21 protein-coding genes are annotated in these 24,656 nt (G+C 54.8%); 10 read left to right on the forward strand and 11 right to left on the reverse strand.

Features of this window, described 5'->3' with window-relative positions:
• Window positions 1-63: 63 nt before the first annotated feature.
• The 3 genes from ACAW74_RS01620 to ACAW74_RS01630 form a co-directional block, all read right to left on the reverse strand.
• Entirely contained in the window at window positions 64-1,428 is a 1,365-nt protein-coding gene (locus ACAW74_RS01620; protein ID WP_370696441.1) for an OmpA family protein, read from the reverse strand.
• A 140-nt stretch (window positions 1,429-1,568) separates the two neighbouring features.
• Window positions 1,569-2,465: a phosphogluconate dehydrogenase (NAD(+)-dependent, decarboxylating) gene (gnd, locus tag ACAW74_RS01625; protein WP_370696442.1), complete on the reverse strand. Its 897-nt coding sequence runs from the start codon at window positions 2,463-2,465 to the stop codon at window positions 1,569-1,571.
• Between the two features lie 128 nt (window positions 2,466-2,593).
• The gene (locus ACAW74_RS01630; RefSeq protein ID WP_370696443.1) at window positions 2,594-2,818 is read right to left on the reverse strand and encodes a hypothetical protein; all 225 of its coding nucleotides are present in this window, start codon (window positions 2,816-2,818) and stop codon (window positions 2,594-2,596) included.
• A gap of 234 nt (window positions 2,819-3,052) precedes the next feature.
• Here ACAW74_RS01630 and ACAW74_RS01635 point away from each other — a divergent pair, with 234 nt between their 5' ends.
• The gene (locus tag ACAW74_RS01635; RefSeq protein WP_370696444.1) at window positions 3,053-3,928 is read left to right on the forward strand and encodes an SMP-30/gluconolactonase/LRE family protein; all 876 of its coding nucleotides are present in this window, start codon (window positions 3,053-3,055) and stop codon (window positions 3,926-3,928) included.
• A gap of 98 nt (window positions 3,929-4,026) precedes the next feature.
• Here the strand turns inward: ACAW74_RS01635 and ACAW74_RS01640 are convergent, their stop codons facing one another.
• The 3 genes from ACAW74_RS01640 to ACAW74_RS01650 form a co-directional block, all read right to left on the reverse strand.
• A complete protein-coding gene (locus tag ACAW74_RS01640) occupies window positions 4,027-4,719 on the reverse strand; it encodes a hypothetical protein (RefSeq protein ID WP_370696445.1) in 693 nt (230 codons plus the stop codon).
• Window positions 4,720-4,799: 80 nt separating this feature from the next.
• Window positions 4,800-5,477, reverse strand: coding sequence for a DUF4136 domain-containing protein (locus ACAW74_RS01645; protein WP_370696446.1), 678 nt, complete (start codon window positions 5,475-5,477; stop codon window positions 4,800-4,802).
• Between the two features lie 195 nt (window positions 5,478-5,672).
• On the reverse strand, window positions 5,673-6,671 hold the full coding sequence (locus ACAW74_RS01650) for an ABC transporter ATP-binding protein (RefSeq protein ID WP_370696447.1): 999 nt from the start codon (window positions 6,669-6,671) through the stop codon (window positions 5,673-5,675).
• 311 nt (window positions 6,672-6,982) lie between these two features.
• Between ACAW74_RS01650 and ACAW74_RS01655 the strand changes: the two genes are divergently transcribed.
• The 5 genes from ACAW74_RS01655 to lepB all read left to right on the forward strand — a co-directional run bounded on the left by ACAW74_RS01655 (window position 6,983) and on the right by lepB (window position 12,429).
• Window positions 6,983-7,768 (forward strand): ParA family protein, encoded by a 786-nt coding sequence (locus ACAW74_RS01655; protein WP_041257914.1) that lies wholly within the window; start codon window positions 6,983-6,985, stop codon window positions 7,766-7,768.
• 102 nt (window positions 7,769-7,870) lie between these two features.
• Window positions 7,871-8,791 (forward strand): ParB/RepB/Spo0J family partition protein, encoded by a 921-nt coding sequence (locus ACAW74_RS01660; RefSeq protein ID WP_015332065.1) that lies wholly within the window; start codon window positions 7,871-7,873, stop codon window positions 8,789-8,791.
• 767 nt (window positions 8,792-9,558) lie between these two features.
• A complete protein-coding gene (locus ACAW74_RS01665) occupies window positions 9,559-10,281 on the forward strand; it encodes a DUF5683 domain-containing protein (RefSeq protein ID WP_370696448.1) in 723 nt (240 codons plus the stop codon).
• A 58-nt stretch (window positions 10,282-10,339) separates the two neighbouring features.
• Window positions 10,340-11,083, forward strand: a complete 744-nt coding sequence (gene dapB / locus ACAW74_RS01670; protein ID WP_370696449.1) for a 4-hydroxy-tetrahydrodipicolinate reductase — start codon at window positions 10,340-10,342, stop codon at window positions 11,081-11,083.
• Between the two features lie 185 nt (window positions 11,084-11,268).
• Window positions 11,269-12,429 carry a signal peptidase I gene (gene lepB / locus ACAW74_RS01675; RefSeq protein ID WP_370696450.1) on the forward strand — a complete coding sequence of 387 codons (1,161 nt, stop codon included), beginning with the start codon at window positions 11,269-11,271 and terminating at the stop codon, window positions 12,427-12,429.
• Between the two features lie 130 nt (window positions 12,430-12,559).
• On the opposite strand, the gene ACAW74_RS01680 is transcribed toward lepB, so the two are convergent.
• The 3 genes from ACAW74_RS01680 to ACAW74_RS01690 all read right to left on the reverse strand — a co-directional run bounded on the left by ACAW74_RS01680 (window position 12,560) and on the right by ACAW74_RS01690 (window position 16,372).
• Entirely contained in the window at window positions 12,560-12,910 is a 351-nt protein-coding gene (locus tag ACAW74_RS01680) for a 4Fe-4S binding protein (RefSeq protein WP_370696451.1), read from the reverse strand.
• A gap of 172 nt (window positions 12,911-13,082) precedes the next feature.
• Window positions 13,083-15,332, reverse strand: a complete 2,250-nt coding sequence (locus tag ACAW74_RS01685; protein ID WP_370696452.1) for a transglycosylase domain-containing protein — start codon at window positions 15,330-15,332, stop codon at window positions 13,083-13,085.
• A 146-nt stretch (window positions 15,333-15,478) separates the two neighbouring features.
• Window positions 15,479-16,372 (reverse strand): porin family protein, encoded by an 894-nt coding sequence (locus ACAW74_RS01690; protein WP_370696453.1) that lies wholly within the window; start codon window positions 16,370-16,372, stop codon window positions 15,479-15,481.
• 196 nt (window positions 16,373-16,568) lie between these two features.
• Between ACAW74_RS01690 and ACAW74_RS01695 the strand changes: the two genes are divergently transcribed.
• Window positions 16,569-17,273 carry an SDR family oxidoreductase gene (locus ACAW74_RS01695; RefSeq protein ID WP_370696454.1) on the forward strand — a complete coding sequence of 235 codons (705 nt, stop codon included), beginning with the start codon at window positions 16,569-16,571 and terminating at the stop codon, window positions 17,271-17,273.
• Window positions 17,274-17,470: 197 nt separating this feature from the next.
• Complete coding sequence (trxA, locus tag ACAW74_RS01700) at window positions 17,471-17,803, forward strand: thioredoxin (RefSeq protein WP_015332056.1); 333 nt, start codon at window positions 17,471-17,473, stop codon at window positions 17,801-17,803.
• A gap of 104 nt (window positions 17,804-17,907) precedes the next feature.
• Here trxA and ACAW74_RS01705 read toward each other — a convergent pair whose 3' ends face one another.
• Together ACAW74_RS01705 and corA are read right to left on the reverse strand one after the other, a co-directional pair.
• Window positions 17,908-20,418, reverse strand: a complete 2,511-nt coding sequence (locus tag ACAW74_RS01705; protein WP_370696455.1) for a bifunctional UDP-N-acetylmuramoyl-tripeptide:D-alanyl-D-alanine ligase/alanine racemase — start codon at window positions 20,416-20,418, stop codon at window positions 17,908-17,910.
• A 193-nt stretch (window positions 20,419-20,611) separates the two neighbouring features.
• The gene (corA, locus tag ACAW74_RS01710) at window positions 20,612-21,706 is read right to left on the reverse strand and encodes a magnesium/cobalt transporter CorA (RefSeq protein ID WP_370696456.1); all 1,095 of its coding nucleotides are present in this window, start codon (window positions 21,704-21,706) and stop codon (window positions 20,612-20,614) included.
• Between the two features lie 273 nt (window positions 21,707-21,979).
• Here corA and ACAW74_RS01715 point away from each other — a divergent pair, with 273 nt between their 5' ends.
• Entirely contained in the window at window positions 21,980-22,957 is a 978-nt protein-coding gene (locus ACAW74_RS01715; RefSeq protein WP_370696457.1) for a nucleoside hydrolase, read from the forward strand.
• Window positions 22,958-23,046: 89 nt separating this feature from the next.
• The gene (locus tag ACAW74_RS01720; protein WP_370696458.1) at window positions 23,047-24,651 is read left to right on the forward strand and encodes a Na+/H+ antiporter; all 1,605 of its coding nucleotides are present in this window, start codon (window positions 23,047-23,049) and stop codon (window positions 24,649-24,651) included.
• Window positions 24,652-24,656: the final 5 nt, after the last annotated feature.

A 24,656-nucleotide genomic window follows, 5' to 3' on the forward strand; every position in this document is an offset into this window, starting at 1 on the left:
CGCAAAGAAAGTAAATCTACTTTTCTGGCGCTATAGACTCCCGCTACCGTGTACTCCCCTTTGTTAGAGCTTGATAACGACTACATCGATGCGGCGGTTTTTCTGGCGACCTTCGGCGGTATCGTTGGAGGCGGTGGGCTTCTCGGCGCCAAAACCCTGCGCCGTTACCCGCTCAGCAGCGACATTGGCCGCGATCAGGGCTCCCCGAACGGCATTGGCGCGATCGATAGACAGCTTACGGTTTGTATCGGCGTTACCCGTGTTATCGGTATGACCCTGAATATTGATCTGTAAGGTCGGGTACGCCTTCATGATCTCGATCAGGTCATTTACGTTGGGCTGCGACTCCGTGGTGATGCGGGCCGAACCGGTTTCGAACGTGAGGTTTTCGAAGGTAAACGTCCGTGGCACCGGGCGCGTCTTGCCCGACAAAAATTGCGCCAGATTCGCATTGAACGATCGCTCGGCCACTTTCAGCCGCCGCCCTCCGGGCAGTTCTACCTGTACCTGTACGGGCAGATCGCCGCTGCTGGCGGTCGAGTCATTGTTGTCGAAGGGGCCGCGGGCGGTATCCTGCGTCGAGGCGTTCGAGGCCGCGATGTTCTGCCGGGTGGCAGCCGAGGTATCCTCCTGCTGATCCGACTCGGAGCGGGCGGTCGTATCGGTATAGATCCCGTCTGTGGCGGTTTGGGGCTCGCGGCATTTCTGCACGATCAGGAACAGAATCAGCGCTCCGACGGCAATCATGGCCCAGCGTAGCCAGCTCACGTTTTCCCGTTCCCGCTCCACCAGTGGGCTCTTGGGTATATCCGGGTTCGTGGGGGTGCTTGTAAACGTGGTGATGCCCTGCGCTTCGTCGCCCGACGGATGTGGTAATTTGGCAAAACCCAGTGTCGTGGCCAGAGGGGCAAGACCAGCGGGCAGGTTGGCGCGAACCTCATCGATCTGCCCGGCCATCAGTGTACTCAGGTTGAGGCCGGTGAGTCCGTTGTCGAGTACCTGTCGGCCCAGTATGCCTTCGAGCACCGACCCAACCAGATCTAGCAGTGATACGGCTGATGTCCGGTTGACGTGACTGTGGGCGGCAATCTGCCGGGCTACTTCGTCAATACGGGTCGACAACAACCGCTTTACAAAATCGCTCCCCCCGGCGATAGCCGACTGGGTCTCGGCGGCGGTGTCGGTTACCTGACCAATATCCAACGGTGTCGCCTCTTTGCTGTACGTCGATTGGCGAAGCACATCGACCAGTGCATCGGCGTCGCCGGTCGACTGCGTGCGGGTAGCCAGGCTACCCAACAGGGTCGGAATAGCGGCGGCAATGGCAGCACCGACGTTGGCCGGTTTTTCCCCTAGCCGTTCGCCCAGTTGATCGACAACCGTCGGTGTAAACTGAGACGAAAGATAGGCGTGTATGTTGAGAGCCATGTGTTCATTGGGACGTGGTGAATCAGGCTATCAACCGCCAGAGCGGGGGGAATGTTGGGGAAATCAAGTTTGACGTCTAACGTTTGACGTTAGCGGTTAGTCGTACGTTCACGTTAAACGTTAGACGTTAAACATCAGACCTATTTCTTATCCACTGCGTGGCCGCCAAACTCGTTGCGGAGTGCTGCGACCACCTTGCCCGTAAACGTATCGTCTTGCAACGACCGGTAGCGCATCAGCAGCGACAGGGCAATGACCGGCGTGGGTACGTTCAGGTCGAGCGCCGTTTCCAGCGTCCATTTGCCCTCACCCGACGAGTGCATACGCCCTTTGATCGAGTCCAGACGGGCATCTTTCGAGAAGGCGTTTTCAGTCAGTTCCATCAGCCAGCTCCGGATCACCGAGCCGTTATTCCAGAGCCGGGCAACGGCTTCGAAATCATAGTCGAACGTGCTTTTTTCCAGCACTTCGAAGCCTTCCGCAATGGACTGCATCATGCCGTACTCAATGCCGTTGTGTACCATTTTGGTGAAGTGGCCGCTCCCCGCCTTGCCGGTGTAGAGGTAGCCATTTTCGACCGAAATATCTTTGAAAATCTGCTCAATTGAATGAACAACCTCAGCGTCGCCACCGACCATCGTGCAGGCACCGTTAAGGGCACCATCCATGCCACCACTGGTGCCGCAGTCGACATAATGTAGTTTCTGCTCCAGCAGGGCAGCATGCCGACGTACCGAATCCTGGTAATGCGAATTGCCCCCGTCGATGATGACGTCGCCTTCAGCCAGCATTGGCGTCAGATCGTTAAGCACCCGGTCAATCAGTGGGCCGGCGGGAATCATCATCCACAGCACCTTCCGGCCCTGCAACGCGCCGCACAGTTCGGGCAATGTGTTGGTTCCCTGGGCTCCTTCCTGCTTAATCTCGTTGACCAACGCTTCGTTGATATCATACCCGATGACCTCGTGCTTATGGCGCAGTAAGTTTAGCACCATGTTAAAACCCATTTTGCCGAGGCCGATAAATCCAATTTGCATACGTACAGACGGAGTAAGGACGAATAAAAAACGAAAAGCGGCGGGCCAGACCTATGCGGTCGGCATGCCAAAGCGCATCAGCGCCAGCGGGGAAAGCCCCCGGCGCAATGTTACGCACAGTTCGTCACTTAATCTATGTTGGCCTCCGATAAGTGCCCGTATGGCTCGGGAGTGGTATAGGTCTGGCTCACGAAATCCTCGACTCCGATCGGCTCGTTCTGCAAAACCCGGGCGTTGAAATAAGCCCAGAACACTTCGTCTGAGGGGTCGTAGGTACGTTGTAGACGCGCCAGATCGCGAATACTTTCTTTGACCGAATAAGCGGCCGACGGAGATAGGGGTTGAGTGAGCATAATTGTCTTTGACTAGCGTATGAGCACGACATTAACGCCCTCATATCGAGAAGGTTTATTAAAATTTTCTAACAAGCCGACAGGAAACCTAAATGTAAGAATTGGTAATACAATCGGTATGCCATTCCCAGAAAATAATTGCTTTTACTCAGCCAGCCTGGCTCAAAAAAAGCCCCTGAGGGGTTGGTCATCCATAGCCGAACCCGTTCTTTTGTGGCAAAGACAACTGCATTTATGAAACTGACCGTTTTACCAGTAGCGGCGGCGCTGCTTGCCTGCGCCTGTGTCGCTTTATACGTACCTGCAACAGCTAAGCCAAAACCCAAGAAATTAGTAAAAGTGTGGGAGTCAGACACCACATTGCGCGTGCCGGAGTCGGTGCTGTACGATTCGGGCACAGAGACGATCTATGTAGCGAACATCGATGGTAAAGCAGACGCCCTCGATGGGAATGGGTTCATCAGCAAGATGACCCTCGACGGAAAAATCACCAACCTCCGCTGGGCTACAGGCCTCAATGCACCTAAAGGCATGGCCATTCATGGTAATTTCCTCTACGTGACTGATGTCTATCGGTTGGTGCAGATCAACCTGACGACGGGGCAGGCCGAGAAGACGTTTGATGCTGTCGACCCGAAAAACGCATTCCTGAACGACGTAACGGCTGATCGCAACGGCAACGTGTACGTAACCGACAGCCGGTTTGATAAAATATACCGGCTGGCCAACGATAAGTGGGACGTGCTGATGTCGGGCGAACACCTCAACAAGCCCAACGGGATCCTATCTGACGGGAAAAATCGCCTGCTGATTGGGGCGACCAAACTGGGGGCCGTGCGAGCGGTCAATATCGAAACCAAAACCATGACCACGCTGGCCGATGGCATGGCCGCCACCGACGGGATCGTCAGCGACGGGAAAGACAATTATTTCGTTTCGGACTGGAACGGGCAGGTCTTTTTCGTGAATGCCATGGGCGAAAAACAAAGCCTGCTGGATACCCGCACCGAGAAAATCAACGCAGCCGATATCGACTATGTGAAGAAGGCCAAACTCCTACTGGTGCCCACCTTCTTCGGCAACAAAGTCGTTGCATATCGGGTGGAATAAAACTGGTTTGTCGTTTAACGTTTCGGGTTTGATGTTGGCTGATGCCTAAACAGGAGCGTCAGCCAACATCAAACCCGAAACGTTAAACGACAAACGCACTAATAGAACCGATACGTCAGACCGGCCGACAGCATCAGGTTCGAGGGGTTGTTGAGTTCATTATACTTGTAGAAAGCGTTCTGGTACTGCGCCTGAATCTCACCACCAAGTCCTTTCTCCCGTTTGCCAAAGATTTTTACGCCGATGGCGGGGGCAATCATACCAGCAAACTGCTTATCCTGATCGGCCAGGGTCCCGTAGAAATTGGTGTAGTTGATAAACGCACCACCACCCGCCAGTTGCACATAAGGCCGGATGGGTGCCGCTGGATCGCTAAAATAATAAGCAGCCGAAGCCAGCACCGGCGTCACCGTCAGCGTACGGGTTTGTACGGCTGAGATATCCTCGCCAGTTTCAGGAAACGAGTACACGGCCCGGGGCAACCGCTGCTGCGAATACTGATAACCCGACTGGAGCCCCAGCGAAAAATTCTGCGGAAACTGCCATTCCATTGTCACCAGCGCGTTGGCGGGCGATAGCTGATTGATATAATTGCGCTGCGTGCCCAGCGGCACACCAACCCCATACCGTAACGAGGCGTTGAAGGTAACGTACCGGTTGTAGGTCGACTCACGCATGAGATTATAGGCATTCGGTTCGGCACTTCGGGGCGCTTCGGGATTACGTTGCGCCAACGCTGGTACCAATAAACCCGACAGCAACGCGGCTGTCAGCCAGATTCTGTTTTTCATAGGTTTTTGCTGAACGCTGCCGCCCTGCCGGGCGACTTACTCGCCTGCCACGGCAGTAGCAACGTTCTGTTTTAACGTGATTAACGCGTCGCTCTGAGGTAAGGCGACTGAGTGAATACGTTGGCAACGATGCGCTCCACAGAGGCGGCATCGAATATGCCATTGCCCCGCAATTCGGCCGAGTACACCACTTTCAGTTGGCTGTTCGGATCGTTGGGGTTAGTACCGGGGGTAATGATCGGCCGGTTCTTCAGATCGACCATATCAATGCGCCACAGTTGCTCGGCTACCTGATAATACTGGTAGTAGCTGGGGTAGTAGAACGGATCGTAAAGGCCAAAACCGCCCCCCCAGTAGTTGCCATAATAGTTGGCATAGGGATTCACAGCCACGCCCGTGTACCGGTTGTTTACCCGCGTGACGACCACGCCCAGATCGGCCGCCTGACCGGCGGCTGTGCGCACAAAACCCCGGTTAGTCAGCTCAGTAGCTACCCGGTTAACAAACTGCACTTCGGTAGGCTGCGCCGACTGCCCATAGCTGTCGTTCGACTCCACCAGCACCGAATCGGGCAGGCTGAAGGTTTTATATTGACTGAAATCGACCTGCCGGTCGTAGTTGGTAATAAACACATTGGAGTCCTCAGGACTCAGGTCGTTGGTGGCCGAGTCGGTACAGGCCGATAGCCCCGCGCCCAGACTCAATGCCACTGCAACGGCCACTACCCACTGTAGCGGCTGCCGCTTTCCTTTTCTCATGAACATAGTCAATTCAACGTTGATCGTTACTACACTATAAAACGAATCGAGTAACCGCTTAGTTTGACAACATGCATTTCTAAGGAGCTTATAATGTGGTGGGGCATTGGGCTGCGCGTCATTGGTAGTCATTCATTGTCATTGGTTGTTTTCTATGAATTACCATCAATGACGCCGAAGGCTAATGGCGCTTTCCTACAACCGCATCAGTCGGTCGTTATCGACCCGGATACGTACCTGATCGCCCGCCCGAACATCATCGCAGTGAGTGAGCAGCCGCAGGGTAACGTACCGGCTGACCCGTACGTCGACTTCGGAGCTACGTCCCTGAAAAAACACAGCTCGAACTGTGCCTTCCACCGCACCGTCCGGGTCAAGGTGAGCGTGTTCGGGGCGCAGGCCAAATGAGGCATCGGGTTCGGTAACAGGCAGACCCAGCACGGGCAGTTGTTTGCCCCGGATGATATTGACTGGCCCCGTCATGCGGGCGGCATAGGCGTTGACGGGCGAAAAATATACCTGCCGGGGTGTCCCCCATTGCTTTAGTTGCCCCTGATGCAGGATCCCGATCTGATCGGCAATCGAAAGCGCGTCGGTGGCTTCGTGGGTTACCAGCAGGCAGGCCGGGCGTGGTTCCGGTTGATTGTCGCCCCGCACCAGATCGAACAGCAGATCGCGGATGATCAGCCGGTTGGGCAGATCGAGATGGCTAAATGGTTCGTCAAGCAGCAAAACGCGGGCGGGTTCGGCCAGGGCGCGGGCGATGGCCGTGCGTTGTTTTTCGCCACCCGACGACTCGCGGGGTTTGTGGTGCTGCACGGCATCGAGCCGACACAACCGGATCAGTTCATCGACGCGGCGTTCGCGGTAGGTACGTTCGTAAAAACGTAGGGCGTAAGCGATGTTTTCACGGATCGACACGTTGGGCATCAGCTTGTATTCCTGATGTACTACCCGGATCTGCGGATGCCCGGCCACCAGCACATCTTTGGGCCCGGCCACGGTTTCGCCATCGAGTGCCACGTCGCCCTTATCGGGGTCGAGCAGCCCACCCAGCAGGTTTAGCAGCGTGCTCTTCCCCGACCCGCTGGCACCAACCAACGCCACTAGCTGACCGGGGGCCAGTGACAACGATACATTTTTTACCGCCACCAGGGCGTCGAAGGCTTTAGAAAGGTGGGTAGCTGTGAGCACGTAAACCAGATTTAAGAAGGCAAGTATCCTACAGACGGATAAGTTTCGCAAACCGTTCGGTTCGGGGCTGGTTTTGGCCTATCGCCCGCTGGACCGCCAGATGCGAACCCGGCAACGTACCTGAGCGAGTCTGGTTGCCACCGTCGCTATCCGCAGCCCGATTAGGCCAATGCAGCCTCTCAGGGGCATTCGGACAGGCATCGTGGCGCAGCCCGATTTGAGCACGGGGTAATTTGTGGAACATTTTCGTGAAACATCCTTGGAAAGCATGGAACGTTCCAACATCTTTGGGACTGCAACGTAACAAACCCATGGGTAAAGTTATTGCCATTGCCAACCAGAAGGGCGGCGTCGGTAAAACCACAACAACAATCAACCTGGCGGCCAGTCTGGCGGCTCTTGAGTTCCGAACGCTGATCGTCGATGCTGACCCACAGGCCAACTCGACCTCGGGCCTCGGTTATAACCCCAAGGAAATCGAATACAGCATCTACGAGTGCATGATCGAAGACGTGCAGACGCGCGACGCCATCATTCAGACCGACTTTCCGAACCTCGATCTGCTGCCTTCGCACATCGATCTGGTCGGGGCCGAGATCGAGATGATCAACCTGCAAAGCCGGGAGGATAAGATGAAGGACGCGCTGAATCACATTCGTGACGACTACGACTTCATCATCATCGACTGTTCGCCCTCGCTCGGCCTGATCACTATCAACAGCCTCACCGCTGCCGACTCGGTGATCATCCCCGTGCAGTGCGAATATTTTGCCCTCGAAGGGTTAGGCAAGCTGCTCAACACGATCAAGATCATTCAGTCGCGGTTGAATACCGATCTGGCCATCGAGGGCATTTTGCTGACGATGTACGACCTGCGGGTACGTTTATCGAATCAGGTAGTCGGCGAAGTAACGTCACACTTCCAGCAGATGGTCTTTCACACCATCATTCCACGTAACATCCGCCTCAGCGAATCGCCCAGTTTTGGCGTACCTGTGCTGGCGCAGGATGCCGATAGTAAGGGGGCTATCAGTTACCTGAACCTGGCCCGCGAGATTCTAATCAAAAACGGCCTAATGCCGCAAGAGACGGTTTAAAAAGAGTTTTCAGTTTTTCGCCTTCGGTTGTTCTCATCGCCCGGATCGGGCCAGTCAGCTTAACTGAAAACAGAAAACTGAAAACAGAAAACTCTTTCCTCGATGAACACAACGAATGCCAAGGCTGGTAACATCAAAAGCAACAAACTGACGGGCCTCGGCCGGGGGCTGGGTGCGTTGTTGCAGGACAGCGACGGGCGCCAGGCCAAGCCATCGCCTTATGAGTCGATCAGCACGATGACCGAAATCGGCATTGAGCAGATCGAGACGAACCCTTTCCAGCCACGAACCCGCTTTGACGAAGAAGCCCTCAACGAGCTGGCCGATTCAATTCGGGTACAGGGTATTATTCAGCCCATCACGGTGCGGCAGCTCGGCAAAGACCGGTATCAGCTCATTTCGGGTGAACGGCGTTTGCAGGCGTCCAAACTGATCGGGATGCTGCACATTCCCGCCTACGTGCGGACGGCCAACGATCAGCAGATGCTGGAAATGGCCTTGATCGAGAACATTCAGCGTGAGAACCTGAACTCGATCGAAATTGCCCTCTCCTACCAGCGCCTCATCACCGAGTGCAGCCTGAAGCAGGAAGAACTGGGCGAGCGCGTGGGTAAAAACCGTACGACCGTCAATAACTACATCCGACTGCTGAAACTGCCACCCGTGATTCAGGCGGCGTTGCGCGATACGCGGATCTCGATGGGCCACGCCCGGGCGATCATCAACATTGACAACCCCGAGACGCAGATCAAACTCTTCAACAAGATTATTGATGAAGACTGGTCGGTGCGCAAGGTGGAAGAAGCGGTGCGCAACCTATCGGTTACGGAGGAATCCCTTCCCGCCCGGAAGACGACCTTGCCCAAACAGGAAATGCGAAGCCTGCAATTCAAACTGTCGTCGATGTTTGGTTCGAAGGTGATTATCAAGGCCGATGAAAAACATCAGGGCGAAATCAAGATTCCGTTCACCTCGCAGGAAGAACTCGACCGCATTCTGAACGTGCTGAATTATTCAGCGTAGCAATCAGCCAGCCTATTATACAGAAAAGCCCATCCGATAACTGGATGGGCTTTTCTGTATAATAGGCTGGCTGATTGCTACGCTGGGTACGTGTTCGAAAGCACCCAGACCAATGTAGCTTAGTGATTACGCTTCAACCTCCAGAACGTGCGAACACATTGGTGGCAGTAGTAGCGTCTTAGCGGCAGCATAGGCAGAAAATACCTCACAAAATAGGTACGTTTGATGCGCGTGACAGAGTCGTCGCTTTTACACTCCGGGCAGCAAGGCGTAGATGTAATCGATAGAGTAGCCATTAGGTTGAAGACTAGTAGATAAACCAATGCGTCCTTCGATAAATACTCACTGTCACACAAATACAAACATGACAATATTTATTTATCTAAGTATAAAAATAGCATAACCCCTTGTTACCCAAATTAATTATTCAGTAAAATACATTAAGCGGAATCAAAAAATATCCTTAAGTACATTACAGCTGTTACGTTATACTTTATATGTATACACAATTGGCGCTCAACCCTCAAACTACATAGCCTATATGCGGCCTATCCTCAATACAGTCCTTACCTGCTTGTCGATCACTGAACCTGTCTCACAATCGCCTACCTTTGTCCCTGTTGTGGTTTGGTACTGGTCTACCTAGCCTGACTGGCTACTTCAGTTAAGGTTTTTTAAGTCGACCTGTTGGCCAAACAAACCGGCGCCGACGTTACGTAGCTGTTATGAACGTCCGCGTCGGTTGCGTTACTACCGGATTTTACTGCGTGAAAACTCGTCTCTCTTTTTTCGTTCTGGTTCTGCTACTCGGTAACCTGCTGTTGAGTACGTCGGCGGCAGTGGCCCAAACGACCGACACAACGCGGCAACGGCCCGTGATTCGTCCCACGCCCATCGATACCCTGCCCCCCGTCGACTCAGCCGCTAATGACATGGAAGAGTTGGTCGATTCACTGGCACCGGCGGTCGATACGCTGACGGTTTCGGCGGCGGCACAGGCCGAAATCAACAAGATCGTTCCGAAGAAGGCAACAATCCGGTCGGTTATTCTGCCCGGTTGGGGACAATTCTATAATCGACAGAAATGGAAGATCCCGGTGATTTACGCGGGCTTTGGCACTTTTGCCTACTTCATCATTACGTATACCGGTAACTATCAGGATTTCCTGGCTGGCTATCAGCAAGCCTACGACCTGCCTACTATCCCTGGGCAAGACCCTGGGCGAACCAAAACCGCTATCGTACAGGAGCAAAAACTCAACCTGAATCAGCTCAAACAGGGCACCGACTTCTGGCGACGGTGGCGCGACTATAACTACATTTTTACGGCGCTTTTCTACGGCCTCAATATCGTAGACGCCAACGTGTCGGCTCACCTGAAAACGTTCGACGTGTCGGATAGCCTGACGCTGAAATACGCCCCCACGCTCATTCCCACGTCGGCGGTTAGTTTTGTACCGGGTATCAAACTGACGATGGTGATCAAATAGTTGGTTGCGGGTGGCCCGCCCCGGCGGCTCACCGAAGGCAACAGTTTCGTTTCCACTTATGACTATTCTCTTAGTAGGCTACGGCAAAATGGGCCGGGCCATTGAACAGATTGCGCTCGAACGCGGTCATCAGATTGTTGGTCGGATCGACCTCAGCAACCGCGCCGATATGGACGCCCTCGCCGATGACGCCGTCGACGTGGTGATTGAATTCAGCTCACCCGAGTCGGCCGTTGAGAACCTGCGTTATTGCATTGGCCGGGGCTGGGCGGTGGTTTGCGGGACAACAGGCTGGCTGGCCCACCGCACCGAAATCGAGCAGGCTGTGCGCGAGCGGGGCAGCGCTTTCTTCTACGCCTCCAACTACAGCATCGGCGTCAACCTGTTTTTCCGGCTGAACAAGGTGCTGGCTAAATTCATGCACAATTACCCCGGTTATCGGGTATCGATGACCGAAATTCACCATACCCAAAAGAAAGACGCTCCCTCAGGCACCGCCATTACGCTGGCGGAAGGGTTGCTGGAAAACCTACCACAGAAAACGCGTTGGGCGGTAACGGAGGCCGACAAACCCGCCGAAGGTGATACATCCGACGCCGTCGTGATCGACTCGATTCGGGAAGGCAACGTACCTGGCACGCACGTCGTGCGCTTCGAATCGGAGGTTGATCGAATCGAAATCGCGCATGTAGCCCATAGTCGTCAGGGCTTTGCGTTGGGTGCCGTTACAGCCGCCGAATGGCTCGCTGGCCGACAGGGCATTTTCGGCATGGATGATCTGCTGGGCGACAGCGAACTTTAGAATTATGGATTATGAAATATGAGCTAAGAAATGTAGGCTTCCCACTGACTTGGGTACGTTCTATTCCATATTTCATAATCCATAATTCCTATTTCACCCTCTCTCCCCCATTCATCACTTATCGGTTATCGCTTAGCGTTAAATCCCGTACCTTCGTATAGCTAATTTGAAACACTCTAGACATCGTGCCTGACGTTAAAACGCCTATCCAAACCGGCAAGCCGGTCAAAACGAAATCGCCCATCCGCGAGTGGTTCGATTCGATCCTCTTTGCCGTGGTGGCCGCCACACTCATCCGGTGGCTGTTTATGGAAGCCTTCACCATCCCGACGCCTTCAATGGAGCGTAGCCTGATGGTCGGCGATTTCCTCTTTGTCAGTAAGTTTCACTACGGTACCCGCACGCCCAAGACTCCCTTGCAGGTGCCGCTGACGCACCAGAAAATCTGGGGTACCGAAATCCCGTCGTACCTCGACTGGATTCAGTTACCGCAGTTTCGGTTGCCCGGTTTTTCGAGCGTGAAAAATGGTGACGTGGTCGTTTTCAATTACCCGCCCGAAGATCAGTACCCGACTGATTTGAAAACCAACTATATCAAACGGTGCATTGGCATCGGTGGTGATGTGGTGGAAGTGCGCCATCGGCAGGCATTCGTCAACGGAAAAGCGTTTGAGGTGCCACCTAAGTCGCAGCTGACGTATTTCATCGAAACGAACCGCACCGATCTCGACGACGCGTTCTTCCGGCAATATGAGATCATCAACGACTACCCCAACCAGACCTACAACTGGCAACCCATCGAGCAGGCTGATAGCGTGTCGAAGACCAACAAGATTATCGGCTACAAGATCAACACGACTTCCGAGGTGATCGATCAGCTTAAGACGATGGACTGGGTGAAGAAAATTACGCCCTACGACGAAGAACCCGCCCCAACGCCGTCGGCCTTCTCTCCGATCTACGGAGCCGCTCAGTTCAATTGGACAGTCGATAATTTTGGGCCGCTGACGGTGCCGAAAGAAGGCGCCACAATTCAGATTAACGAAAAGACGATTGCGCTCTACGGCCCGGTGATCAAGAAATTTGAGGGCAACGAAAACGTTGAGGTAACCGACAAGGCGATTACCATTGCTGGCAAGCCAATTACCTCTTACACCTTCAAGCAGGACTATTACTTCATGATGGGCGATAACCGCCACAATTCGCTTGATTCGCGCTTCTGGGGCTTCGTACCCGCCGACCATATCGTTGGCAAGGCCGTCTTCATCTGGATGTCGATCGACCCGAACCCAGCCACCGCCACCGGCAAAATCCGCTGGAACCGGCTGTTCAATGTGGTGAAATAAGTCTGGATCGTCCTCTAAAAAGAAAGAGTCCAGCGTCTGGAAAGTCCGTTTAGTGTTGCTTACGCATCTAAACAATAGACTTTCCAGACGCTGGACTCTTTCTTTTTAGAGGACGATCCAGACTTACGCCTTACTCTTCCGCGTGCAGCCAGGCTTTCTTGGCAAGCAGCGTCTCTTCGTCTTCTTCGTGCTCAGGATCGGGCACGCAGCAGTCGACGGGGCAAACTGCCGCGCACTGCGGTTCTTCGTGGAAACCCTTACACTCGGTACATTTATCGGTAACGATGTAGTAAAACTCGTTCGAAACGGGCGTCTGTGGCGCTTTACCGCTTACTACGGTACCGTCGCCAAAGTCAACCACGTCGAGGGCAGTACCGCCACCCCACGTCCACTCGACACCACCTTCGTAGATCGCTGTGTTGGGGCATTCGGGTTCGCAGGCACCACAGTTGATGCACTCCTCGGTAATCATAATGGCCATGCTGCTGTCAAATTATAATGGCTGAAAATGAGACTTGTCTATTAGACAACAAATATAATTATTTAAAGTTGGGCGACGTGCCAGTTTACGGCCAAAGTTTAAAGCACAACGCCCCGTAGGTTCTACTCTACACCGTCCGGAATGTGATGTTTTAGGGCCGTATGTTACGCTTTTACTGATTTTGCTCGGCTTCTTCTTCAGCGCGCTGCCGTTCTTCTTTTTCGCGTCGTTTACGTTCGCGGCGCTCCTGCCGAAGCTGTTTGCGCGTTTTTACGGTGTCGGCACTTACGTTAGCACCAGCCGCCAGGGGTACGTCGGCGGGCCGGGCCGGGCGGGCGGTGGCGGCTTCATCCTGATTCGACTCGGTGGCCGGGCGTTCCTGTTCTTCGCGGTTGCCATTGAAGAGGCGCTTGAACAGATCGTCCATGTCGCCGCCTTCGTCGGTCTGATCAACGTTCAGGCTATCGGTGCCGTAGTAATCAGACGGAAGTACCTGCTGCCGAAGCCCTTCACGCAACCGAACGTCGTAGAACCCATAAGCCCCGCTATCGGGCTGAGTGAGGCCGCGTTTAGCCATAATGCGGCCAATAATGCGGAAATAACCCCGTACGTTACGTACCTGAAGTGAACCATCCGGCTGAAAATAGTTCAGCGCCCGTTTGGGACTCGGAATCACAAAAGCCAGAAATATGCTTTCGCCGAGGTTCAGTTCGGCAGGCGTTTTGTCGAAATAATACCGGGCTGCTTCGCCGATGCCGTAAATGTTTTTGCCCCACTCGATGAGGTTCAAATACACCTCATACATACGCTCTTTCGACACCAGCCGCTCGTTTTCCATCAACCACACAATCAGGATTTCCTCGACCTTCCGCGACAGCGTTTTGTTGCGGTTGAGGAACACGTTTTTCACCAATTGCATGGAGACGGTACTCGCTCCGCGCTTGAACGCTTTCTGCTTGTAGTTCGTGGCGATCGACACCCGAAAGGCTTTTTCATTAAAGCCTTTATGCGTGAAAAAATTGTAATCTTCCGAGGTAAGTACCGCATTGCGCAGGTCGGGGGCAATGTACGTCAGCGGCGTGAAGTCGGGGTTGGAAGGCCCGATCATGATATCGCGGACGGGCTTCTCTTTCTCGTAAGGCGTATAAATAAACGGCTGGTTGATGCGGCGGAAATCGACGCGCCCCATGCGCACGATCCGGAAATTATCGGGCGTCAGACCGGAGTCGAACCGGACCGAGTCGGGCAGGGCGGTGTCGAACTGAAGCGACAGATCGTAGCGCAACTTGCCCGTAACCTGCATGCCGTCGAGGGTGTTGAACAGCCCTCTGGGAAACGAGTTGAACAACGCCTGCGCATCGAGCGGATCGGTATGCAACTGCACATCAAACAGCTTGCTGGGTACGCTGTCGGTGGGCGTGATGGTATACTTCACAAAGGGGCGGGCTTTTACCTCACCCAGGTAGAGCGTCGACGAGCTATCGATGCCCACATAGTTGTCACCGACAAACAGATTGGCATCCATGGCTGCCCGTTGTACGACCACATCGGTAGGCGAAACGGCGGGGTGATTGAGCCGCAAATTCCGCACGGACCCCACACCTTCCAGGCGGAATTCGCCCCCCGACCGGTCGACATCGCGCAGCTCGGCATGCAGGGTATCGGCCTGTGCCTTTAATTTGAACCGCTTCTGTAAGTACTTTATTTCCAATGGTTTTCCAACGGCATACAGGTCAATGTTGTATTCTTTGTCGGAGGGTGAAGCCGTGCCGGTAATGTGCCAGATAGCTTCGTTTTTGTTCAGCAAAAACGTCGAGGTGACGTCGCCGTCGTCGATTCGGGCTTCGGTCGCCATAAGCGTCAGCCGGGTGCTGTCGTCGATCACCCGGAAATCGATATTCTTCACGTCGAGGTCATCCGGAATCTTCGTCAGCAGGTTATTGATGACCCGCTCGGCTACGTCAGACAAATCGGTGCGGTTCCGTTTTTTCTCAGTGACGACGGCTGTCGAATCTTTCCGGCGTTTCAGGAAGGCGTCGAGGTTGGTGAGTGTGTCGCGCTTGACGACCTGAATAAATCCGTCGTGCACGGCGAGGTCAGACAGCGCCACGTCGCCAACCAGCAGCGGCCACAGCCGCACGCCCACCTGCATCTCACTGATGTGCGCGAGGCTATCCCGATTGGCAGGTACGACGTCGATATTGGTGACTGCCAGCGACGACATGCCCGTAAACTTAACCGAACCGATGTTGAGTGTCACGTCATAATCGCGTTTGGCTTTACGGATAACCCGTTCGAGGGCTACGTTGAGTAATTGTTCGCGTTTGGTATAGGCAATGGCGGCGCCTACGGTCCCCAGCAGCAGAATAACGAGTAGTGTCCAGCCGGTGTAGCGCAGGACCTTGCGTTGGTTAATTGGCATTTCGTATGGGCAAATCGAGCCGCAAAAGTACAGATTTCAAAAGGTGAACGCTACCCGGTTGGGCGGCATTGTCTCAGGAACGTACCTGAAAACGAAAAACGGGCAACCGTAGTCGCCCGTCTAATCGATTCTAGGTACGTTGGCGTTTAACGACCACCCAGGGGGAACAGATAGCCGATCGATAGCTGGCCAAGCAGCGGTTTAAACGGATAGTTGCCGAATTCAATCCCTTTTTGTGTGCTACCCAGAGCGTAGTAGCCCCGCGCTTCAATAGTCAATTTACCAGCGCCAAGCGGAATACCAGCACCCAGTCCCAGTGCACCGCCGTAGTCGATAACCGAATCCGCGTTGTTGTCAATCGAGTATTGGCCGTAAGGGCCTACGTTCACGAAAAAGCGCGTATTGCCTTGTTGGCCGAACTGGAATTTAGCTAGCAGGGGTAGCTGCAAGAAGCTTGTTGAAACACCATTGCTCGACAGGTTATTGTATAAAACTTCAGGCTGGAAAGCCACTTTACCGTTTCCAAACTGGAAAACTAGTCCACCATGGAATCCATAAACGGGGTCAACCGAAACCGGAACGTCCAGCAGAGTGAGGTAGTTACCACCCACTTTCACGCCGATGTACGTACTGGCTTCAGAGCCCGCAGCCTGGCTGGCCGACGGCATTCGGCTCATGTCTTCGGCTTTGGCCCGGCGGCTGTCTTTAGCGGTCTTCCCTTTCGCATCGCCTTTACCCTGCGGCTCGGCGGTTTTCGCTTTTACCCCATGCAGTTCGTCATACATCTGCTGCTTTTTGACCGGGTCCATTGGCTCAGTGTCGGGTTCGGTACTCGGAAAGGTAAGCGAGGCAGGCTGCGACGACGTCACCTCTACGGCCGGTTGTGTAACCGGAGTAGGGCGAGTCGTGACGGGCTTACGAACGGGTGTTGACGGCTTACGGGTTGCAGTGCCAGGCTTTTTGGTGGTTGATCGTTGCTGAGCGACACCAATAGTCACCGACAGGCAGCACAAAAGAAGTAGCGTGAGAAATGATCGCATAGGGCGATGTGGTTTTATGTATCGAAGTTGTGGAAGAACGTGTACGTCAATGAGCAAAGTTGTTGGGCAGTTTATTTACTTACTACTTCATTTGAGGTAACGGCTAAATTTACTGGAAACGGCCGCAAACCTACGCGCATCGGGCCAAACAAAGCGGGCTTAATCTGACTTTATCAGGTAACAATACGCGCTAGTTATGACAACCGAACACCCTAAAACTGCCTTTATCACTGGTGCCAACAAAGGCATTGGCTTTGAGGTCGCCCGCCAGCTGGCCCAACTCGGCTATGCTGTTTTCGTGGGTTCCCGCGATATCAACAAAGGTAAACACGCCGCCCAGCAACTGTGCGATCAGGGCTTCGAGGCGACATTCATTCAACTCGACGTGACCGATCCGCTGAGCATTAAACAGGCGGCAGGTACGTTCTCGCAAAAAGCGGACCATCTCGACGTGCTCATCAACAATGCTGGCGTGCTAGACGACCACGGCGAAGATATTCTGAAACTGAACGTGGAGATGCTCAATCGCACGCTCACCACCAACGTGACGGGGCCGATTATGGTTATTCAGGATTTTCTGCCCTTCCTGCAAAAAGGGCAGGCGGCGCGCATCATCAACGTATCGAGTGAGTTAGGCTCGCTGAGCCGCATGCGGGCGTATTCCCCGGCCTACAGCATCTCGAAAACGGCACTCAACGCGGTAACCCGGCAATTTGCCGGGGCCCTGCCGGGTATAGCCGTAAACTCGGCTTCGCCTGGCTGGGTACGTACCGACATGGGCGGCCGCAACGCATCACTTTCCGTAGAGGAGGGTGCTGCCGGTATCGTCTGGTTGGCCACCGAAGCACCCAGTTCAGAAACCGGCAAGTTCTGGCAGAACAAGCGGGAAATTGATTGGTAGAAAACAGGTTTAACGGTTGGTGTTTGAGGTGTAAAGCTGGCTGGCGTATGCTTACGGCCGACACGCCAGCCAGCTTTACACCTCAAACACCAACCGTTGAACCTCAACGCCGCTCCCTCGCCGTCCTTTCTGGAACTAAACCCCCATGCATCTGTTTATTTCGATGAATCAATGTCAACGACATAACACTTACCATTATGGCACTTGGATCACGGGCTATTGAAGCCACTGACGCTAATTTCAATGAGCTGATTAATTCTGATAAACCTGTTCTGGTCGATTTTTGGGCCGAATGGTGTGGGCCGTGTAAAATGATCGGTCCCGTTGTTGAACAACTCGCCGACGAGTATGACGGTCAGGCGGTTATCGCCAAGATGGACGTCGACCAGCATTCACAGGTACCGGCTCAGTTCGGTATCCGGAGCATCCCGACGCTGATGGTGTTCAAAAACGGTCAGATGGTCGACAAGGTGATTGGCGCTGTGCCCAAATCAGTACTCGAGCAGAAGCTGAAAGCACAAATCGCATAAAATAGCGTTTAACGTATAACGCCCAAGGGTCAATGTTAACGGGTGCACCATTACTTGTGCGCCAGCTAACATTGACCCTTGGGCGTTATACGTTAAACGCTATTTTACCCCGCGTAGAACACGCGTTTGACCCGTTCGCTCACGTTGGTCATAACCTCGTAGGGAATGGTGTTCAGGCGTTGGGCAAGGTCAGACACCGTTACGTGTGGACCGAAGACTTCGACCTCGTCGCCCTCACTTGCCGTAGCATTCGTTACGTCGATCATCGTCATGTCCATGCAGACATTCCCGACGGTGGAGCACAACTGCCCATTGACCCACACCGCTCCCACGCCATTGCCAAGCCGCCGGTCGTAGCCATCGGCATATCCAATGGCGAGCGTCGCAATGCGGGCTTCATGATCGAGCAGGCCCCGACGACTATAGCCTACACTCTCTCCTTTCGGCACCGTTTTGATCTGGCTGATCGTTGTCGTTAACGTACCCACCGGCCGCACGCTGTCGCGTTCGAGCTGACTGCTTTCCACGCCATACAGGCCAATGCCCAACCGCACCATATCGAGGCGATAGTTGGGAAAACGCACAATACCCGCCGAATTAAGCAGGTGCCGCACGGGCCGATAGCCCAAGCCACGCTCGAGCACCGCGACCGCCCGCTCAAACGTCTCGAACTGCTGCTGGGAAAAGCTGTTGAACTGGGCTTCATCGGCCCCGACCAGATGGCTAAACACCGTGGCAACCCGCAGGGCTGGTTGCGCGTTCAGGTACGTTACCACGTCGCGCATCTCGTCGGCCAGAAAACCCAGCCGATGCATGCCCGTATCGATTTTCAGATGCAGGGGGCAGGGGGCAGGGGGCTCGGGGCTCGGGGAGTAAGTCGTTTCATCCCCCTGCCCCACGCCTCCTGCCCCCTGCCTTACGCCCCAAGCCCCAAGCCCCACGCTCTCTACAAAGTCCCCCCAGGCCTGCAACAGGCGCATAGAGTAGATTTCGGGTTCGAGCTGATGGTCGAGCAGCGTCTGGAAGGTCTCGGCTGTGGGGTTCATCACCATGATAGGCAACGTGATGCCCTGTTCACGAAGGAAAACGCCTTCGTCGGTGTAGGCAACGGCCAGCCAGTCGACCTGATGAAACTGCAACAGCCGGGCGACTTCGGCACTGCCACTGCCGTAGGCAAAGGCTTTCACCATCACCATGATTCTGGTTGGCTGCCCTATTTTTTCGCGGTAATAATTCAGGTTATGCGTCAGCGCATCGAGATCGATCCGGAGCACCGTTCCGTGCACTTTCCGTTGCAGTCGGTCGACAATGCGCTCGAATGAAAACGACCGGGCGCCTTTTACCAGCACCACACTCTCGCGCAGTTCGCGGGACAGCCGATTGGGCAGATCGGCCAGAAAAGCGTCGGTGGTTGGGTAAAAGAGGCTGTTGGACGCAAATAGTGAGCGGTTCCTGCCGATAACCGGCCCAATCCCGATCAACTGCGCGACGCCCTGCTCGGCCAGCAGCCGGGCAATGAAGGCATACAGGTCGGCCTCGTCCTGCCCCGATTGCAGCACGTCGGACAGAATGACGGTCTTATGATCGCGGTTGCCCTGCTGTTTCTGAAAATCGAGTGCCAGCCGCAGCCCGGCCACGTCGTTGTTGTACGAATCATCGATCAGCACGCTGTTGTTAATGCCCTCTTTCAGTTCGAGGCGCATCGACACGGGCCGGAGCCGCGCCACGCGTCGGTTGATCTCGCCATTGTCGGTCAGGCCCAGCGTTAGCAGCGTAATCAGGCAGTGGGTTAGGTTTTCGATCGAGGCGGCATCGGTAAAGGGCAGCGGCACGGCCCAGCGGTTGCCATCATGATCCGTCAGTTGCAGCACGTCGCCCTGTAGCTGCGTCAGGTACGTTGCTTTGGGGTTATTCTGCGCCGACCAGCCAACCAGCCGACAACGGGGATTAACGGCCCGGATCAGGATGTCGATTTCGTCGGCGATATCCTCGTAATCGAGGGAATAGATCAGCGTTTGGGCCCGCACAAAGAGGCGCAGCTTCTCGGCAATCTTTTGTTTTCGGGTCTTGAAGCCTTCGTCGTGAGCGGTGCCGATATTGGTAAACAGCCCGATCGTGGGCCGAATGATCGGCTCCAGCGCTGCCATTTCGTGGGGCTTCGACATGCCCGCTTCAAAAATCGCCAGCGTGTGCTGCTCGTTCAGTTGCCGCACCGACAGCGGCACGCCCACCTGCGAGTTGTAGCTTTTGGGGCTGCGAACGATGGTATAGGTGGGGGCCAGCAGTTGAGCCAGCCACTCTTTCACGATGGTTTTGCCGTTGCTGCCGGTAATGCCAATGACCGGCAGCGAATAGTGAGCCCGGTGCGCAGCGGCAGCCTGTTGCAGGTACGTCAGCGTGTTGGGCACTTCGATAAACGACGCATCGGCAAACAGCGCGTCGGCTTCGGCGGGACGCTGTTCGACCACAAACTGCCGCACACCCTGCGCATACAGCTCACCAATGTATTGATGACCATCGTGGTGCGTACCGCGAATGGCAAAAAAGACGCTTTGTTCCGGCACCATCACCTGCCGTGAGTCGGTCAGCCAGAAAGGATTTAACGAGTGAGACACGGGGGAAAGTTAATGAATAATGAACGATGGATAGTTTATGGGTGATGCGTACAGCCCATGACCCAGCTAGCCGCAAACCTATACGATTTTGAAAACCTTATAGGTTTTACATACGATAACCAGACGCTTTATTCATGCCGTTCATTACCCACTATACATTGTTCATTATTCATTGTGCATTAGCCACCCTCCCTCACATCCAGCCTCGGCGTTTGAAATAGATGATCTCGCCGGCGGCAATGGCAGCCATCACGCCCATGACCCAGAAGTAGCCGGTCCGGGTGTGGAGTTCGGGCATATTGTCGAAATTCATGCCGTAGATACCCGCGATGAAGGTGAGCGGAATAAAGATAGCCGACACGATCGTGAGCGTTTTCATGACCGAGTTCATGCGGTTGCTAGTGGTGGATAGGTACACGTCGAGCAGGCCGGGGATCAGTTCGCGGTATGAATCGATGGTTTCGATGATCTGGTTGACGTGGTCGAGCAGATCGCGCAGAAAGGGCAGCGTGGCCGGGTGTACCAGCGGCGTTTCTTCGCGCAGCAACGTACCCAGAATATCGCGAAGGGGCTGCACATGGCGACGCATGAACGTCAGCTCGCGTTTGAGGGCATATAGCATGGCCAGTGCATCGCGCCCGGCTACTTCGCGAATGATGCGATCCTCCACGTCGTCGAGCTTTTCGCCGAGTCGTTCCACCACCACAAAATAGGAGTCGACAATCAGGTCCATCAGGGCGTAGAGCAGGTAATCGGCCCCATTGCGGCGCGTTTTTCCCGACGATGCCTGAATCCGGTCCAGAATGGGTTTGAAAATGTCGTTGGTGCGCTCTTCCTGAAACGAAATCAGAAAATTACCGCCCAGCACAAAGCTGACATGCTCGGGGTCGATCTCCTGCCGCCGGGGATTGGGATGCAGCATTTTCATGGTCACGTACACTACCGGCGCACTGACCCGATGATCGTCGTACAGGTCGATTTTGGGCTTTTGCTCGGTGTTCATCACGTCTTCGAGCAAGAGCGGGTGCAACCGGAACTGCTGCCCCAGCTTCGCCACCACAGGCGCCTCGTGAATGCCGTCGACATCGATCCACAGCACGTGCGGGGTTTCGTCGTGCGGTAACTGACAGGCACTCAGCCGACTCGATTCATCGACGTTATAATCGACCTCGTTGTACTCGATCCGTTTGATTTTGGTCTCATGCTTAATTTCCTGACCCACATAGGTCAACGTACCCGGCGACGTACCCACCGGTTTTTTCGATACTTTATAACGACGACGAGCCATTACTGCTAGGCAAAACATGACGGTACGCACCGTCTGCGATTAAAGGTAAATGCTAATTCGGTATGAACCCGAATGGGGCGGGGGGGCTGCTCAGCGCGATCCTGCGTGTGAAACCCGGTAAAGCCCCACAGTTGCTCTAAAATTCTAGCCAACACACACGGCCCAGCGCTACAGGTTGCCGTCGGGTAAGTAACCTCATTAGAAAAAGTCGTTTTCTGCCTGTACTGACTGAATACTTACAGACCACCACCCAACTCGCACGCTATACTGGCTATGAAACACCTGCTTCTCTACCTCGTTTCGCTGTTGCTCAGCCTGCCGCTCTCCGCGCAGCGACAACCCACCAAAGCCCCCGTTAACCTCATTTTCGACACCGATATCGGGCCCGATTACGACGACGTGGGAGCAATGGCGATCCTGCACACCCTGGCCGATTCGGGGCGGGTGAACCTGTTGGCCACGATAGCTTCCAACCAGTCGCCCTATATTGCGGGTGTCCTCGATGTGATCAATACCTATTGCAAACGCCCCAACCTGCCCATTGGCGTGGTACGCGGGCGGGCCGTGAACCTCACCGCCTCGCAAAAGTGGGATTCGGTGCTGGTAGCCCGGTATCCGCACGACCTGGTCAGTAACGCACAGGCCGAAGATGCCCTCACACTCTACCGCCGCCTGCTGGCCAAACAGCCCGACGGCAGCGTAACCATCTGCACGGTGGGCTTCCTGACCAATATGGCCAATCTGCTCGATTCAAAACCCGACCGGTATTCGCCCCTGAGTGGCCGTGAACTGGTGCAGAAGAAAGTGAAACGGCTGGTGAGCATGGCGGGCTGGTTTCCCAGTGGTAAAGAATTCAACGTCGACCGCGACCCGGCCTCGTCGCAGCGGGTTTTCAACGACTGGCCAACCGAGATCTACCTCAGCGGCTTCGAGATTGGCTACGCCATTCACACCGGCCTGCCGCTCGTGCAGAACGACGCGCTTCAGCAGTCGCCCATTAAAGACGCGTTTGCTATCAGCATTCCGCTCTCGAAGCAGGATGCAGGCGGGCGCATGAGCTGGGACGAAACGGCGGTTCTGGCCGCGATCAATGGCTACGAACCTTATTTCAATCTAGTGCCGGGTCGGCTGGTCTGTGCCAAGGATGGCAGTAACACCTGGAACGCCGCCGGCAAAGGGCATTATTATTTTGTGCAAAAAATGCCCATTCCCCAACTGGAAAGCGAGCTAAATCGGCTGATGATGCGGTAAAACCAGGCAATATGTGGGTTTAGAAAACCCGCGACAAGCTGCATATTTGTTAACGAACACTCAACGAGCTGTGTCGTCAAAACACACCTATGCAACAAACGCTGCTGCTTTGCCTGTCTCTTTTAGTCCTGATTTCGGTGGTGGTAACGGTTGGGCAGCGCCTGCGCATACCCAACCCTATTTTCCTGGTCATCAGCGGTTTGCTGATCAGTTTTATTCCGGGCGTACCGCGTATCGAGATCGAATCGGAACTCATCTTCCTGATCTTTCTGCCTCCATTGCTCTACGAAGCGGCCTGGTTTACTTCGTGGCACGATTTCTGGCGGTGGCGCCGCATCATCATTACGCTGGCGTTCGGGCTGGTCATCTTTACGGCCTTTGCCGTGGCCAGTGTGTCGAGTATACTGATTCCCGGCTTCTCGTTGGCGCTGGGTTTCCTGCTGGGCGGCATCGTTTCGCCTCCCGATGCCGTAGCGGCAACCTCAGTGCTACGGACCGTGAACGTACCCAAGCGGCTGCTGAGCATTCTGGAAGGTGAAAGCCTGATCAACGACGCGTCCAGCCTGACGGTGTTTCAGTTTGCGCTCGCGGCTATGCTGTCAGGTACGTTTGTCATGCAAACGGCGGTCGTCAGCTTTCTGTGGGTGACTTTCGGCGGCATCGGTATCGGGCTGGCCGTGGCAGGTGTGTTTTATGCCATTCACCGCTGGATCCCCTCTCCCATCCGCATCAGCATTCTGCTCACCTTTATTCTGCCCTATACGCTTTATCTGGCGGCCGAGCGCGTACACGTGTCGGGGGTGATGGCGGTGGTGAGCGGCGGCTTGTTTATGGCCAATCAGCGCGACGTGATCCTGAACCACAGCGCCCGCCTGCAGAGCATTTCGATGTGGGCAACGGTGGTATTTGCGCTCAACAGTGCCGTATTTATCCTGATTGGGCTGGAACTCCCCGTCATCATTGCCGGACTGGACGGTTACTCGCCCTACGAAGCCACTGCCTACGCCCTGCTGATTACACTAGTGGTCATTCTGACCCGCATCTTCGGGGCCTATGTATCGGCCGGGTTTACCTGGCTGGTTGGCCGCGTTATGCCCACCGCTGTGGCCGAGACGAATCCGGGCTGGCGCGCGCCTACCATTGTGGGTTGGGCCGGTATGCGCGGCGTTGTGTCACTGGCCTCGGCGCTGTCGGTACCGCTCACGCTCACCAACGGCACGCCGTTTCCGCACCGCAACCTGATCCTGTTCATCACCTTTGTCGTAATCCTGGTTACGCTTGTCTTCCAGGGCATTACGCTGCCGCTGGTGGTTCGCTGGGTACGTTACGAAGATACCGACTCGACCCTTTCCGAAGATGAACAGGAGTCGATTATTCGGATCAAGCTCCTCGACGTGGCCCTCAAACGGCTGTCGACCGAATACGACGGTGACGTTGCCGCCAACGAGCTAATCGAAAACCTGAAGAGTCGGCTGGAAACCGACCGGCAGCTGACGAGCCAACGGCTGCATTCGCTCGACTGCGGCATGACTAAAACCGACCGTTACAACGAGGTTCTGACCGACATCATCGCCACCCAGCGCCGGACCTTGCAGCACTTTCGCCGCAAGCAGGAGTTCAACGACGAGGTGATTCGGAAAGAAGAAGCCCTGCTCGATCTGGAAGAAGAACGGCTCGACCACCCCATTCACTAACCGGA

It is taken from the genome of Fibrella musci (assembly GCF_041321105.1).
Lineage (GTDB): Bacteria > Bacteroidota > Bacteroidia > Cytophagales > Spirosomataceae > Fibrella > Fibrella musci.

Bases quoted from the DNA above. Each gene is read 5' to 3' on its own strand.
- ACAW74_RS01635 (WP_370696444.1), top strand. From the start codon at position 3,053: ATGAAACTGACCGTTTTACCAGTAGCGGCGGCGCTGCTTGCCTGCGCC.
- gnd (WP_370696442.1), bottom strand. From the start codon at position 2,465: ATGCAAATTGGATTTATCGGCCTCGGCAAAATGGGTTTTAACATGGTG.
- corA (WP_370696456.1), bottom strand. From the start codon at position 21,706: ATGGCTCGTCGTCGTTATAAAGTATCGAAAAAACCGGTGGGTACGTCG.
- ACAW74_RS01630 (WP_370696443.1), bottom strand. From the start codon at position 2,818: ATGCTCACTCAACCCCTATCTCCGTCGGCCGCTTATTCGGTCAAAGAA.
- ACAW74_RS01715 (WP_370696457.1), top strand. From the start codon at position 21,980: ATGAAACACCTGCTTCTCTACCTCGTTTCGCTGTTGCTCAGCCTGCCG.
- ACAW74_RS01695 (WP_370696454.1), top strand. From the start codon at position 16,569: ATGACAACCGAACACCCTAAAACTGCCTTTATCACTGGTGCCAACAAA.
- ACAW74_RS01645 (WP_370696446.1), bottom strand. From the start codon at position 5,477: ATGAGAAAAGGAAAGCGGCAGCCGCTACAGTGGGTAGTGGCCGTTGCA.
- ACAW74_RS01660 (WP_015332065.1), top strand. From the start codon at position 7,871: ATGAACACAACGAATGCCAAGGCTGGTAACATCAAAAGCAACAAACTG.
- ACAW74_RS01680 (WP_370696451.1), bottom strand. From the start codon at position 12,910: ATGGCCATTATGATTACCGAGGAGTGCATCAACTGTGGTGCCTGCGAA.
- ACAW74_RS01640 (WP_370696445.1), bottom strand. From the start codon at position 4,719: ATGAAAAACAGAATCTGGCTGACAGCCGCGTTGCTGTCGGGTTTATTG.
- ACAW74_RS01685 (WP_370696452.1), bottom strand. From the start codon at position 15,332: ATGCCAATTAACCAACGCAAGGTCCTGCGCTACACCGGCTGGACACTA.
- dapB (WP_370696449.1), top strand. From the start codon at position 10,340: ATGACTATTCTCTTAGTAGGCTACGGCAAAATGGGCCGGGCCATTGAA.
- ACAW74_RS01620 (WP_370696441.1), bottom strand. From the start codon at position 1,428: ATGGCTCTCAACATACACGCCTATCTTTCGTCTCAGTTTACACCGACG.
- ACAW74_RS01655 (WP_041257914.1), top strand. From the start codon at position 6,983: ATGGGTAAAGTTATTGCCATTGCCAACCAGAAGGGCGGCGTCGGTAAA.
- trxA (WP_015332056.1), top strand. From the start codon at position 17,471: ATGGCACTTGGATCACGGGCTATTGAAGCCACTGACGCTAATTTCAAT.
- ACAW74_RS01690 (WP_370696453.1), bottom strand. From the start codon at position 16,372: ATGCGATCATTTCTCACGCTACTTCTTTTGTGCTGCCTGTCGGTGACT.
- ACAW74_RS01720 (WP_370696458.1), top strand. From the start codon at position 23,047: ATGCAACAAACGCTGCTGCTTTGCCTGTCTCTTTTAGTCCTGATTTCG.